This is a genomic window from Streptomyces sp. NPDC000880 (assembly GCF_053599675.1).
On the sequence record NZ_JBSFMS010000017.1, the window covers coordinates 27,655 to 41,208 of the forward strand.

The 13,554-nt window shown below is 70.3% G+C and carries 12 protein-coding genes and 2 pseudogenes; 5 read left to right on the plus strand and 9 right to left on the minus strand.

From position 1 onward, the window contains the following. Positions 1–76: 76 nt before the first annotated feature. The gene (locus ACWDO5_RS08410) at positions 77–967 is read left to right on the plus strand and encodes a Bax inhibitor-1/YccA family protein (protein ID WP_450529507.1); all 891 of its coding nucleotides are present in this window, start codon (positions 77–79) and stop codon (positions 965–967) included. Positions 968–1,043: 76 nt separating this feature from the next. Here the strand turns inward: ACWDO5_RS08410 and ACWDO5_RS08415 are convergent, their stop codons facing one another. Then, entirely contained in the window at positions 1,044–1,274 is a 231-nt protein-coding gene (locus ACWDO5_RS08415) for a DUF4287 domain-containing protein (RefSeq protein WP_307662990.1), read from the minus strand. A 99-nt stretch (positions 1,275–1,373) separates the two neighbouring features. Here ACWDO5_RS08415 and ACWDO5_RS08420 point away from each other — a divergent pair, with 99 nt between their 5' ends. After that, the gene (locus ACWDO5_RS08420; RefSeq protein WP_450529509.1) at positions 1,374–1,700 is read left to right on the plus strand and encodes a hypothetical protein; all 327 of its coding nucleotides are present in this window, start codon (positions 1,374–1,376) and stop codon (positions 1,698–1,700) included. Between the two features lie 25 nt (positions 1,701–1,725). Here the strand turns inward: ACWDO5_RS08420 and ACWDO5_RS08425 are convergent, their stop codons facing one another. From ACWDO5_RS08425 to ACWDO5_RS08435, 3 genes are all read right to left on the minus strand, one after another. Beyond that, entirely contained in the window at positions 1,726–2,541 is an 816-nt protein-coding gene (locus ACWDO5_RS08425; protein ID WP_450529573.1) for a hypothetical protein, read from the minus strand. A gap of 233 nt (positions 2,542–2,774) precedes the next feature. After that, complete coding sequence (locus ACWDO5_RS08430; RefSeq protein WP_450529511.1) at positions 2,775–3,995, minus strand: acetyl-CoA C-acetyltransferase; 1,221 nt, start codon at positions 3,993–3,995, stop codon at positions 2,775–2,777. A gap of 189 nt (positions 3,996–4,184) precedes the next feature. After that, positions 4,185–5,183, minus strand: a complete 999-nt coding sequence (locus ACWDO5_RS08435; protein WP_450529513.1) for an SGNH/GDSL hydrolase family protein — start codon at positions 5,181–5,183, stop codon at positions 4,185–4,187. Between the two features lie 163 nt (positions 5,184–5,346). Here ACWDO5_RS08435 and ACWDO5_RS08440 point away from each other — a divergent pair, with 163 nt between their 5' ends. Further along, entirely contained in the window at positions 5,347–6,735 is a 1,389-nt protein-coding gene (locus tag ACWDO5_RS08440) for a cystathionine beta-synthase (RefSeq protein WP_450529515.1), read from the plus strand. A 458-nt stretch (positions 6,736–7,193) separates the two neighbouring features. Here the strand turns inward: ACWDO5_RS08440 and ACWDO5_RS08445 are convergent, their stop codons facing one another. From ACWDO5_RS08445 to ACWDO5_RS08455, 3 genes and pseudogenes are all read right to left on the minus strand, one after another. Next, complete coding sequence (locus ACWDO5_RS08445) at positions 7,194–7,610, minus strand: hypothetical protein (RefSeq protein ID WP_450529516.1); 417 nt, start codon at positions 7,608–7,610, stop codon at positions 7,194–7,196. A 44-nt stretch (positions 7,611–7,654) separates the two neighbouring features. Further along, positions 7,655–7,915 (minus strand): annotated as a pseudogene (locus ACWDO5_RS08450) (glycine betaine ABC transporter substrate-binding protein); the annotation flags it as partial. Beyond that, positions 7,915–8,191 (minus strand): annotated as a pseudogene (locus ACWDO5_RS08455) (ATP-binding cassette domain-containing protein); the annotation flags it as partial. The pseudogenes ACWDO5_RS08450 and ACWDO5_RS08455, both read right to left, overlap by 1 nt. Before the next feature lie 142 nt (positions 8,192–8,333). On the opposite strand from ACWDO5_RS08455, the gene ACWDO5_RS08460 reads away from it, so the two are divergent. Next, entirely contained in the window at positions 8,334–9,848 is a 1,515-nt protein-coding gene (locus tag ACWDO5_RS08460) for an aromatic amino acid ammonia-lyase (protein ID WP_450529575.1), read from the plus strand. Further along, positions 9,845–10,681 carry a MurR/RpiR family transcriptional regulator gene (locus ACWDO5_RS08465; protein WP_450529518.1) on the plus strand — a complete coding sequence of 279 codons (837 nt, stop codon included), beginning with the start codon at positions 9,845–9,847 and terminating at the stop codon, positions 10,679–10,681. The genes ACWDO5_RS08460 and ACWDO5_RS08465 overlap by 4 nt, the downstream gene beginning before the upstream one ends. 117 nt (positions 10,682–10,798) lie before the next feature. Here ACWDO5_RS08465 and ACWDO5_RS08470 read toward each other — a convergent pair whose 3' ends face one another. Beyond that, positions 10,799–12,154 carry an APC family permease gene (locus ACWDO5_RS08470; RefSeq protein ID WP_450529520.1) on the minus strand — a complete coding sequence of 452 codons (1,356 nt, stop codon included), beginning with the start codon at positions 12,152–12,154 and terminating at the stop codon, positions 10,799–10,801. 60 nt (positions 12,155–12,214) lie between these two features. Next, the gene (locus tag ACWDO5_RS08475) at positions 12,215–13,537 is read right to left on the minus strand and encodes a diaminopimelate decarboxylase (RefSeq protein WP_450529522.1); all 1,323 of its coding nucleotides are present in this window, start codon (positions 13,535–13,537) and stop codon (positions 12,215–12,217) included. Positions 13,538–13,554: the final 17 nt, after the last annotated feature.

The window sequence follows — 13,554 nt, forward strand, 5'->3', positions numbered from 1 at the left end:
GAGCACTAGGGTGCTTCTTTTGCGTCCGCATTACTCTTGACTTCAAGGCCGCGCAGGGTGGCCATGGAGGAGTGAAATGAGGAGCAGTAACCCGGTCTTCTCGCGACGGGGGTTCAGCCGCGACAACGGCTACGCGGGGTTCAACGCGCAGCAGCCGCAGGCCGGGGGCCCCGCCGTAGGAAACAACCCCTACGCCCAGGGCGCGGCCACCCCGTACGCGACCAACCCGTACGCACCCGCGGACACGCAGTTCGGCGCGGGCCCGCAGGCCCCCGCTCGTCCCAATGTGATGACCATCGACGACGTCGTGGCGCGCACCGCCATGACGCTCGGCACGGTCGTCCTCACCGCCGTACTCTCCTGGGTCCTGCTGCCCGTCGACGAGGCCAACATCGGCAAGTCGTACGGCATCGCGATCGGCGCGGCCCTCGTGGCCATGGTCCTGTCGCTCGTTCAGGCCTTCAAGCGCAAGCCGGTGCCGGCGCTGATCCTGGCGTACGCCGCCTTCGAGGGTGTCTTCCTCGGAGTGATCTCCAGCGCGGTCAGCACCTACATCGGCCCGGGCACAGTGGCGCAGGCGGTGCTCGGCACCATGTGTGTCTTCGCCGGTGTGCTCATCGCCTACAAGACCCGGCTCATCCGGGTCAACCGCCGCTTCTACGGCTTCGTGATGGCCGCGGCCATGGGCTTCATGCTGCTCATGGTGGTCAACCTGCTGTTCGCCGTCATCGGCGGCGGTGACGGCCTCGGCTTCCGCAGCGGCGGCCTCGGCATCCTCTTCGGTGTCATCGGCATCATCCTCGGTGCGTGCTTCCTGGCCCTCGACTTCAAGCAGGTCGAGGACGGGGTCGCGTACGGCGCTCCGCGCGAGGAGTCCTGGCTGGCGGCCTTCGGCCTCACCCTGACCCTGGTGTGGATCTACCTGGAGATGCTGCGACTGCTGTCGATCCTCAACGGCAACGACTGACCGTCCGGGTTCAGCCGTCCAAGCAGTGACGAAGGGCCCGCGGGGGTTACCCGCGGGCCCTTCGACGTCTCGGGACCTAGAGCAGTTTGCGCGCGGCGCGCCTCAGGTCGTACTCATGGATGATTGCTTTGGCATGTCCGTACGCGAGGTTGTGCTCGCTCCGGAGCCAGCTGACCTTCTCCTCGAAGCGGAAGAGGGAGGGCCCTTCATCGACGGTGCGGAGCCAGTCGGAGATCTCACGACCGGTGCAGTGGGGGATTCGGGAGAGCAGGTTGCGATGGGTCTCTTCGGAGAAGACTTGGGACATCGGCGCCTCCGGACGCTTCGCGCGTGTGGTCCTTCACGCCACCGTGCCTGAGCGTTCGCGTATTGGCAACAGTGCAGGGGTGGCGCATAGGGTCGCGGAGTGCTTGATACGACTGAGCTGACCGCCGCTGTCGACCGCTTCGCCGACCGTCTGCGGGCCGCCCCACAGAGCCGGATGAACCGGGGTGCGGCGGCCGAAGGGCTTGCGCTGGCCAGGGAGTTGGCGGTGCGGGCCCAGCGGATCGAGGCGCCCGGGGAGGCGCCGCGGATCATGCCGGAGGCGGGCCTGTTCGCAGTTGCGGATCAACTTAACGTTGCCGGACACGATTTGGCGGAAGCGTTGCGAACGGCTCCGTCCGGGTCCCTGAGGGAGGTGGACGAGGCCGTGGGTCTCGTTGAAGCGGCGGCGCGGAGGGCAGGGCTTTAAGCCCGCGGGCGGGTCTCGGGCGGGTCTACAGCGACGCGATGACGCGGTCCGCGAGGATGTAGACGCTCTCCTCGCCGCACGCGAATGTCAGTGCGTACGCGCCTGCAACGCCTGAGCCGCCCAGCAGCACCGGGGTGTCCCCGACGCGCAGCGCCTCGGCGAGCTGCTCGGCGGTCTCGCGGTGGCCGGGGGTCATACAGAGCGTCGTGCCGTCTGCGAAGACGTACACATCGAGTGTGCCGAGCGGTCCCGGCCGTACGTCGGCGAGGGCCGCACGCGCCTCGGCGAGCTCCTCGAGGCGGGCGACGGTGCGCTCATGGTCGGTGACCACAGGGGTCTGGACCGGGACGAAGTCCGGGTGCGAGGGGTGGCGGCGGCGGGCCGCGGCCAGCTCGGGGGAGTCCTCGGCGAACTCCGTCACCTCGGGCATGTCCGCCGGCTCCTCGAGCGCCTCGGCCGCCTCGAAGTCCATCGCCTCAAGGCCCTCGAAGTCGGACTGGCGCGGGACGTAGAAGGGCAGCTCGTCGCCCGGGGCGGTCAGGCCGCCCAGCAGGGAGGGAGCGTCCGCCGCGTCGCGGGACTCCTGCGCGGCCCAGAAGGCGCGCGCCTCGGCCAGTTCCCGCTCCCGCTCCTCGGCGAGCGCCTCGGCGACAGCGGCGCGTATCTCGGCAGCCGGTGCGGGGCGGGCCTGCGGTACGGAGGCGATGCGGCTGGTGCTGTGCGCGGTGACCAGCTCGGTGCGCAGGGCCGTGACCTGCTTACGGAGCCCGTGGGCGGCATGCAGGGCAGCGGCGCCCACGGCCGTGGCTGCGGCCGTGGTCAGCAGCAGGGCAAGAGACATGGCGCTCACTGACTTACTCCCGGTTTCACTCGATCCCCCCGACTTCCTACATCAGCTTGAGATGAGCGCGCACCCCCTGTCAGTGCATTACGTCACGAATTGGACAGAAATTTGTGCTCGGTGTTTAGCGTGAATGCAGTGTTGACCTGGGGAAAGGGGTCTCCCCCAGGAGATAGGTCACATCCTGGGGGAGATTCGGTCACGACTCGAGATCCGCGCGGGCCCAAAAAGCTCTAGCTGAGGCGCTCCAGGACCATGGCCATGCCCTGGCCACCGCCCACGCACATGGTCTCCAGGGCGAACTGCTTGTCGTGGAACTGGAGGCTGTTGATCAGCGTGCCGGCGATACGGGCACCCGTCATGCCGTAGGGGTGGCCGACGGCGATCGCGCCACCGTTGACGTTCAGCTTGTCGATGTCGACGCCGAGGTCCCGGTAGGACGGGATGACCTGGGCGGCGAAGGCCTCGTTGATCTCGACCAGGTCGATGTCGTCGATGGTCAGCCCGGCGCGGGACAGCGCCTGCTTGGACGCCTCGACGGGTCCGTACCCCATGATCTCCGGCGAGAGGCCGGAGACGCCCGTGGAGACAATCCGGGCGAGCGGGGTCAGGCCGAGCTCGCGGGCCTTGGTGTCGGACATGATCACGAGGGCGGCGGCGCCGTCGTTGAGCGGGCAGCAGTTGCCGGCGGTGACCAGGCCGTCGGGGCGGAAGACGGGCTTGAGGCCCTGGACCGCTTCGAGGGTGACGCCGGCCCGCGGACCGTCGTCCTTGGAGACTACGGTGCCGTCGGGGGTGGTGACCGGGGTGATCTCGCGCTCCCAGAAGCCGTTCTTGATGGCTTCCTCGGCGAGATTCTGCGACCGTACGCCGAACTCGTCCATGTCCTGGCGCGTCACGCCCTTGAGGCGGGCGAGGTTCTCGGCGGTCTGGCCCATCGCGATGTACGCGTCCGGGACGAGGCCGTCCTCGCGGGGGTCGTGCCAGTCGGGGACATTGCCCTCGGCGAGCGCGACGGTACGCGCCTCCGCGTCGGCGAAAAGGGGGTTGTGGGTGTCGGGCTGGCCGTCGGAGGAGCCCTTGGTGAAGCGGGAGACGGTCTCGACGCCCGCGGATATGAAGACGTCGCCCTCGCCGGCCTTGATGGCGTGCAGCGCCATGCGGGAGGTCTGGAGGGAGGAGGAGCAGTAACGGGTGATGGTGCAGCCCGGGAGGTGGTCCATCCCCATCTGCACGGCGACGATGCGGCCGAGGTTGTGCCCCTGCTCGCCGCCGGGCAGCCCGCAGCCGAGCATCAGGTCGTCTATGCCCTTGGGGTCGAGCTCGGGGATCTTGGCGAGCGCGGCCTGGATGATCGTGGCGGTCAGATCGTCGGCGCGCAGCTCCTTGAGGGAGCCCTTGAAGGCCCGGCCGATGGGGGAGCGGGCAGCAGAGACGATCACGGCTTCGGGCATCACAGCTCCATGAGGGGCGAGGCGGTGGGGCAGGGACTGTCTGGGAAGTTACCCGTCCGTATGGCTGGGGTCACGGGCCGGGTCGTGTGATGCGGACCTCTTTTCTAAGCGATCGCTCAGCGCTTCCAGTATGCGCCTGCGCCGCGCGGCGCAGGCGGCGGTTGCGCCTCGCGGCGCCCGCTGCCCGCCCTACGCCCGCGGTACCTGCGACGGCGACGGTGCCGGTTCCGTCGTCGGGGACGGCTCCGGGAGACGACGGCGGCGGCGGTGCTTCAAAAGTGCCCACGGGGCCCTCGCGCCCGTGACCTCCGTGCCCGCCTCTGCCGCCGCCGTGGCCGCCGCCCGCGCCACCGGGAGCATGTCCTCGTCGCGGTCCGCGTCCAGGTGGTCGGTCTCCGGCCACAGGCTCAGCACCGCGCACAGCGTCGGCAGCATCGCCATCGCCGCCGTCGCGTAGCCCTCCGCCGAGGGGTGGTAGTTGTCCGCGCCGAACATCTCCCGCGGGTTCGCGGCGAACTCCGGGCCCAGCAGGTCGCCCAGCGACACCGTACGGCCGCCCTGCTCCACCACCACGATCGTCTGCGCTGCCGCCAACTGGCGCGAGACCCGGCGGGCCAGCCAGCGCAGCGGTTGGTACACCGGCTCGATGGTGCCCAGATCAGGGCAGGTGCCCACCACCACCTCCGCGCCCGCCGTACGCAGCCTGCGTACCGCGGAGGAGAGTAGCCGGACGGAGTGCGTGGGCGGCATCCGGTGTGTGACGTCATTCGCGCCAATCATGATCACGCAGACGTCCGGGGTCCGGGACCGGTCCGCGAGCAGCACCGTGACCTGGCGCTCCAGATCGTCCGACTGCGCGCCGGGCAGCGCCACATTGCGCACCTCCACCGGCCGCTCGGCCACGGCCGCGAGGCCGGACGCGAGCAGCGCCCCCGGCGTCTGGCCCGCCCTGCGTACACCCTGCCCCGCCGCCGTGGAGTCCCCCAGTACGCAGAGGAGGAGCGGATCGCTGTGCCCGAAGGCCAGTCCGTACAGGCCCTCACCGCGCGGCGGGAGCGGGGCCGTGCCGCCGCCCACCGAGCGTTTCGCCAGCTGGACCTCCGCCAGCACCAGGCCCACGGCCGCCGCTCCGAGCAGCCCGATGCCGCCGCCGCCGTAGGCAGCGCCGGCGGCGATGCGTCGTGCCACCCTCGCTCTCGACACAGTCCGAGCCACCTCCTCGTAGCCGCGGCGTAGCTCTGCGTCGCAGCTCTACGTCGTCATCAGCTAACTGCCCCGTGGCGGCCGTCGCCCAATCACGCGCTGCTCCGCTTACGCTGGCCGCATCACTACGGAGATCCCGGAGAACATTGTGCGCATCCACGACTCGATGATCAGTCTCGTCGGCAACACCCCGCTGCTGAAGCTGAACAACGTCACCGCAGGCATCCAGGCGACCGTGCTGGCCAAGGTCGAGTACTTCAACCCCGGCGGGTCGGTCAAGGACCGGATCGCCCTGCGCATGATCGAAGCGGCCGAGGAGAGCGGAGCGCTGCAGCCCGGCGGCACGATCGTCGAGCCGACCAGCGGGAACACCGGCGTCGGTCTTGCCATCGTGGCCCAGCAGAAGGGCTACAAGTGCATCTTCGTCTGCCCGGACAAGGTGTCCACGGACAAGATCAATGTGCTGCGTGCGTACGGCGCCGAGGTCGTCGTCTGCCCCACAGCTGTCGACCCCGAGCACCCCGACTCGTACTACAACGTCTCCGACCGGCTGGTGCAGGAGACGCCGGGCGCCTGGAAGCCCGACCAGTACTCCAACCCGAACAACCCGCGTTCGCACTACGAGACCACGGGCCCCGAGCTGTGGGAGCAGACGGACGGGCGGATCACCCACTTCGTCGCGGGCGTCGGCACCGGCGGCACGATCTCCGGCACCGGCCGCTACCTCAAGGACGTCAGCGACGGCAAGGTCAAGGTCGTCGGAGCCGACCCGGAGGGCTCCGTGTACTCCGGCGGTTCCGGCCGCCCCTACCTCGTCGAGGGTGTCGGTGAAGACTTCTGGCCGTCCGCGTACGACCGGACCGTGACCGACGAGATCGTCGCCGTGTCTGACAAGGACTCCTTCCAGATGACGCGCCGGCTCGCCAAGGAGGAGGGCCTGCTCGTCGGCGGCTCCTGCGGCATGGCGGTGGTCGCGGCGCTGCGTGTGGCCGAGGGGCTCGGCCCGGGCGACGTGGTGGTCGTGCTGCTGCCGGACAGCGGCCGCGGCTATCTCTCCAAGATCTTCAACGACGAGTGGATGGCGGACTACGGCTTCCTGGAGGACTCGGGCCCGTCCGCGAGCGTCGCGGATGTGCTGCGGCACAAGGAGGGTGGCAAGATCCCGAGCCTGGTGCACATGCACCCGGAAGAGACGGTCGGAGAGGCGATCGAGGTGCTGCGGGAGTACGGCGTCTCCCAGATGCCGATCGTGAAGCCGGGCGCCGGCCACCCGGACGTGATGGCCGCCGAGGTCATCGGCTCGGTCGTCGAACGGGAACTGCTGGACGCACTGTTCGCGCAGCGCGCCTCGCTGGGTGACCCGCTGGAGAAGCACATGAGCTCGCCGCTCCCGCAGGTGGGCTCGGGCGAGCCGGTCGGCGACCTGATGTCGGTGCTCGGCGTGGCGGACGCGGCGATCGTGCTGGTGGAGGGCAGGCCGACGGGTGTGGTGAGCCGTCAGGACCTGCTGGCGTTCCTCGCGGGCGGCGGCAAGTAGCCGCCCGCGACAGCCCCTGGCCCCCTCTGTGCCTTCCTGGGGTTACCCCCCGGCCACCCGCGGGGGCTCTCGTCGCGAAAACGGTACGAGCGCGACACGTATGCGCAGCACCCGCTTAACACGCGTCCGGCACATTGGTGGATGTCGGCAGGGGGCCCGGGCAGGGATCCCAGTCGACACCCAATGTGGCGTCTAGGACCTCCGGAGCGGCTCCCGGACCTCCCAAGACGCCCTGGACGCGGAGACCGGCCCTGACCCGGGACCGTGTCCCACGCGGGGACCGCCGTCGTCCCGCCCTCCGGTTCGCCGGGGGTGCGGCGGTCCCCGCGTACAGCTTTTTGCGCCTGAGCCGGCGCCGCTCTCGCGGACGTGTTGCTCGCCGTCCGGATTCCTTGATCAATGGTTGCGGTGATCGTCGTTCCACCCGGCAGGCGTGCGAGGGGCCGCCCGGACAAGGCCTAGTCCTCCCAGTCGGACTTCTCGCGCCGCCCCCGCAGCCACGGCCGGCCGCGGGCCGCGTGGACGGCGTTGACCCCGACGATGCCGATCCAGGCGACGATCAGGCCATCCAGACCGGCGTTCGCCACGGCGATCGCCGACAGCGGAACGGCCAGGATCATCGAGACGATGCCGAAGCCGAAGCGCTCCCCGAAGCTGCTCTCCCCGGACTGCGGCGGGCGGGCGCCTCGGGCGACGACCATCTGCTGTTCGGCGAGCCGGCGCCGGACACGGCGGTCCACCGTGCCGTCGAGGCGCTGCTCGACCTTCTCCAGAAATGATTCGACGAGCGCGGACTCGTACTCCTCCCCCAGCTCACGGCGGGCGTGCAGGGTGGCGTCGAGCTCCTTTTCGAGCTCAGGGTCGCGGGCTTCCATAACGGTTCACGCTACGGGCGGGCGGCCACCGCGTCAGTGGGGCTGTCGGCGGTCTCGCTGGTGACGGCGAAGGCGTCGGAGTCCTCGGCCAGGCCGTACGGGAGGATCTGCAGCCCCTTGGGGAGAGCTATGGCGAGGGCGTTTTGCATCTCGCCCTCCTCGGTGCCCTTCGCCTTCGGGTCGAGGTAGTGCAGCAGCGCGCCCTGGTACTCGGGGAGCAGATCGATGTCGCCGCCGCGGAGGGCGGGGATGAGGATCTCGCGGGTGCCGGGGTTGGGGCGGACCTTCGTCTTCACACCGGCGGCGTGCGGTGCGGGAACAGGCCGGACTGCTGGATGACGTATCCGATGGAGCGGCGCAGCTGAGCCGCGTCCTGCTTCAGAACATCCTTGCCGCCGACGTGGATCGTGCCCGAGGTCGGCTCGACCATCCGGTTGATCATGCGGAGCGTTGTGGTCTTACCGCATCCGGAGGAGCCGACGAGGACGGTGATACCGCCGTCGGCCATCTCCAGGGTGAGGTCGTGTACCGCCGCGGTGCCGTTGGGGATAGCGCTTGTTCACTGCTTCGAATTTGATCATCAGTCGTCCCTTGCCCGGCCCGCATATGGTCATGCAGAGTTCTCGGCGTCTGAATAAGTTGTCAATGCCTCGGGGTGAATCACTGATTACAGATGCTCGGAAGGCAAGACAAAACCGCCCGAATAGGAAGGGTCTGCGCGTGATGTCATCCCGCATGGTGGACTCGCCCACCGGCATCGTGGTCCTCGACGGACAGAGCCTCCCGGTCGCGGACATCGTCCGGCTGGCCGACGGCGCGGCCCGCCCCGTACCCGGTTCAGAAGCGATCAAGCGCGTGGAGGTCGCCTGGGACGTCGCCCGGGAGCTCGCCGCGTCCGGCCGCGTCTACGGGCGCTCCACCGGCGTCGGCGCCAACCGGAACGAGGACGTGCCCACCGAGGCCGCCGCCGACCACGGGCTGCGGCTGCTGCGCTCGCACGCCGGTGCGATCGGCAGGCCGCTGCCCGCCCGCGAGGTCCGCGCCATGCTCGCCGTACGGGCGAACCAACTGCTCGCGGGCGGCGCCGGACTGCGTCCGGGCGTCGTCACCGCGCTCTGCGAGGCGCTGGAGAGCGGCGCGTACCCGGTCGTCAACGAGTTCGGCTCGGTCGGCACCGGTGACATCGCGGCCCTCGCCCAGGTGGGGCTCGCGCTCGCCGGCGAACAGCCCTGGAATGTCGGTGCGGGCGGTCCGCGCCCCGAGGCGCAGGCCCTCGACAACAATGACGCCCTCGCCCTGATCAGCTCCAACGCCCTCACCCTCGGCCAGGCCGCGCTCGCCCTCGACGAGCTGCGCGCGCTTGTCTCGGCCACCGAGCTGGTCGCCGGTCTCTCACTGCTCGCGGTCGACGGCTCCTACGAGGCGTACGCCGAACCCGTGCACGCGGCCCGCCCGCACCCCGGCACGTACGCCGTCGCCGCGAGGATGCGCCGGCTGCTCGGAGCGCCCGAGCGGCCGACCTCGCCGCTTGGCCGGATCCAGGACCCGTACGGATTCCGCTGTCTGCCGCAGATCCACGGGCCCGTGCAGGACGCGGCGGACGCCCTGGAGCGGACTCTCGCGGTCGAGATCAACGCGGCCGCCGAGAACCCGCTGATCAGGGCCACAGACATGGCCGCCTATCACCACGGCGGCTTCTACATGGCGCAACTCGCCCTGGATCTAGACCACTTCAGGCTCGCCCTTACCCAGACCGCGCGGCTGTCCACCTCCCGGCTCTCCGCCCTGAACGAGCCTGCCTTCACCCGGCTGCGGCCCTTCCTCGCGGACGCGGAGGTCGCGAGCTCCGGCGTGATGATCCTCGAGTACGCGGCGGGCGCGGCCCTCGGCGATCTGCGGGCCTTCTCCGCGCCTGCGTCGCTCGGCCACGCGGTACTGTCCCGTGGCGTCGAGGAGCAAGCCAGCTTCGCCTCGCTGGCCGCGCGCCAGACGCTGCGGGCGGGGGGTGCGTACCGGCTCGTCGTCGGCTGTGAACTCGTTGCGGCGGTAAGGGCGTTGCGCCAGCGCGGGCTGCGGCCCGACCCGGAACTCCCGGTGGGCCGCGCCTTCGAGCTGGCGGAGTCGGTCCTCGACGATGACGTCGCCGACCGGCCGCTCACCGACGATGTGACGCGGGCGGCCGGGCTGCTCGACCGGTTCACGGATCTGATGAGGGACACGACGAGGGGGATGGCATGAGCGACAGCCCTGCCGCACGACTGCAGCAGCTTTTCGAGGGCCACCGGCTCACCCCGACGCAGCGGCGGATCGCGCACAGCATGGTGCGGCGGGCGGCCGATGTGCCGTTCCTGTCCAGCGTGGAGCTCGCCGAACTGGCCGGTGTCAGCCAGCCGTCCGTCACCCGCTTCGCCGTCGCGCTCGGCTTCGACGGCTACCCGGCTCTGCGCCGGCATCTGCGGGAGGTCGCGCCCGCGGAGAGCGAGGCGGGCCCGGACGCGTACAACGAGTACCAGCAGGCGGTGCACGCCGAGATCGAGAACCTGCGCCACCTGGCCGAGCTGCTCGCCGACCCGTCCCCGGTCGAACGCGCGGGCCGGCTCCTCGCCGCGTCCCGCCCACTGCCGGTGCTCGGCCTGCGCGCCGCGTCCTCGCAGGCCAGGGGCTTCGCGTACTTCGCGGCCAAGGTCCACCCGGACGTACGCCTGCTCGACGAGGGCGGCACGATGCTCGCCGACCGCATCGACGCGGCCCGCCGCGCGGGCGCGAGCGCGCTGCTGTGCTTCGCGCTGCCGCGGCACCCCAAGGAGGTCGTGGAGGCACTGGCGTACGCGCGCTCCGCGGGCCTGACGGTGGTGACGGTCGCGGACTCGGCCTTCGCCCCGGTGGCCGGCCACAGCGACCTGCTGATCCCGGCGGCGGTGGGCACGGGCCTGGCCTTCGACACGGCGTGCGCGCCGATGCTGCTGGGCCGGGTGCTGCTGGAGGCGATGTGCGACGACCTGCCGGACGCGCAGGCGCGCCTGGAGGAATTCGACGCGAGGGCGGCGGCGCGGGGCCTGTTCGTGGAGTAGCCGCCCGTACGGGTGAGCGATGGCGGAACCCGTCTTCACGCCGCTGCCCGTGGCCGCCCGGGCAGTTGCACGGCCCGGCGCCGCGCCGGCGGAGCTCGGCGCCGACGACCGGCGGACTCACGCCTCGCCGCGCACCTTCATCACCACCTTGTTGATCGCCCACAGCACGATCCCGATCGCGAGCAGCACCCCCGCCCGGATGTAGACGTTCGCATCCCGGTCCGAGAGCGGGCTGGCCAGGAGCAGCGCGGTGATCGCGCCGAGCACCGGCAGCGGCGTCCAGGTGCGGAAGTGCGCGTGCTCCACGCGGTCCTTGCGCAGGACCAGTACGGCGACGTTGACCACCGCGAAGACACACAGCAGCAGGAACGCCGTGGTGTCGCCGAGCCCCTCGATCTCGCCGGTGGAAACCAGCCCGATGGCGAGCAGCGTGACGAAGATGATCCCGTTGACGGGGGTGCGGCGGTGGCGCAGGACCCGGCCCATGCCGCGCGGCAGCACCTTCTCGTTGGCAAGGCCGTAGCAGAGCCGCGAGGCCATCATGATGTTGATCAGCGCGGAGTTGGTGACGGCGAAGAGCGCGATCAGGGCGAAGAGTTTGGGCGGGAAGTCGACCCCGCCGACCTTGACGACTTCCAGCAGCGGGCCGCTGGACTTCTCCAGCACGGTGTACTCGACCAGCAGCGAGGACACCAGCGCGACCAGCACATAGATCGTGCCGGTGACGGCGACGCCGATGAAGATCGCCTTGGGGAAGGAGCGGACCGGGTCCTTGGTTTCCTCGGCCATGTTGACCGAGTCCTCGAAGCCCACGAAGGCGAAGAAAGCGAGCGCGGTGGCCCCCATCACGCTGGTGATCAGTGCGAATCCAGCACCTTCGGCCTCGAACTCGCCCAGCCTCGACGGTTCGCCCTCGCCCGTCAGCACGGCCCAGAACCCGATGGTGAGGATCACCAGCAGACCGGACAGCTCGACCAGCGTCAGCACCACGTTGGTCTTCACCGACTCGGACACGCCGCGCAGCGCCAGGCCCGCGAGGGCCAGGATGAAGACGATCGCGAGCAGCGTCGGCGGGATGGCGTCGGTGAACTCCTGGAAGTAGTCGCCGCTGAAGGCACGCGCGGCGGCGCTCGCGGACGAGAGCCCCGAGCACATCACCATGAAGGCGACGATGAAGGTCAGGAAGTGGACCTTGAATGCCTTCTGCGTGTAGAGCGCGGCGCCCGCGGCCTTCGGGTACTTGCCCACCAGTTCGACGTACGACGCCGCGGTGAGGAGGGCGACGACGAAGCCGATGGCGAACGGCAGCCACAGCGCCCCGCCGACCTTCCCCGCGACCTTGCCTGTCGTGGCGTAGATGCCGGTGCCCAGGATGTCGCCGATCACGAACAGGATCAGCAGCTTCGAGCTGATGGCCCGCTTGAGCGGCGGCTGGTTGAGCGGCGTCGTGGCCGGTGTGCCGGTCGTGGACATGGGGCCCTCCGGTCGGTGGGATGACAGAAGACATCTGCCCCACGCGCGGTACGGAATACCTCAGATGCCGCCTGTCAGCGCATCCGGGTGAGTGCCGCCGGACTCGTTGACGATCTCCGCCACGCTCTGCGGAGCCCGTACGGTCGCGAACCGCACTGACCCGTCCGCACCGGCGCCGAAACCGTAGACCCCGGGGCGCGGCAGGCTGTTGTAGCCGTAGTGGTTCGAGAAGTAGTACGCGCCGGTGTCCAGCGCCGCGATCACATCGCCCTGCTCCAGCAGCGGCAGCGGCCGCGCCTCGGCGAGCAGGTCGCCCGCGAAGCAGGCCGGTCCCGCGATGTCCTGCGGGACGTCCGCACCGGCCTTCGGAAGGCCCTTGGAGTCGTACGCGGCGATGCGCAGCGGCCAGGAGATGGGGTCGTAGACGGTACGGGTGGCGACCTGGACGCCGGCGTGGGTGACCGCAACCGCGCGGGAGCCAGCCGTCTTCGTGTACTCCACGCGGGCGAGGACCGTGCCGTGCGTGGCGAGCAGCGACCGGCCGAACTCGGTGACCAGCCCGTAGCGCCCGTCGAGCAGCCCGGGGACCTGCTCCTTGAGCAGCCCGGCGTACTCGGCGAAGGTCGGGGTCTCCTCGTCGGAGGTGAAGTTGACCGGGAGGCCGCCGCCGATGTCGATGGTGTCGACCTGCTGCCGCCCGGCCGCGGCGTTGATCTCCTCGGCGAGCTCGTACACCGCCCGGATTCCCTGTGCCATGAGGGTCAGCGGCATGCCCTGCGAGCCGGAGTGGGTGTGCAGCCGGGTCAGCCAGGGGCGGTCGAGATAGGCGCGTACGACCCAGTCGCGAGCCCCTGCGTCGCGCAGCGCGACCCCGAATTTCGACGTGGGGGTGGCGGTGGACAGCGCCCGGATGGCACCACGGCCGACCTGCGGATTGACGCGCAGGCCGAGCGGGGAGCGGCTGCGGGCGGACGAGACGAAGGCGTCGATGCGCGCGAGCTCCTGCGGATTGTCGGCGTTGACGGCGATCCCGAGAGCGAGCGCTTCGCGCAGCTCGGAGGGGGTTTTGGCGGGGGAGTCGAGGACCGTGTGGTCGACGTCTACGCCGGCGGCCCGGGCCAGCGCCAGCTCGCCCGGGCTCGCGACCTCCGCGCCGATGCCCTCGGCGCGCAGCAGCGCGAGCACGGGAACGAGGGGTGAGGCCTTCACGGCGAAGGCGTGCAGCACGGGCGCGTCGGTGACGGCTGCGAATGCCGCCCGCAACGCTGCGGCGGAGGCGCGGATGCCGGCCACATCGAGGAGGGCGGCGATCGGCTGCTCCTCGCTGAGAAAGTCCTGCTCCACTGCCGCTCGTACGGCCTGATCACGTCGGTCTGAAGCCATGTGTGCCAGCCAATCAT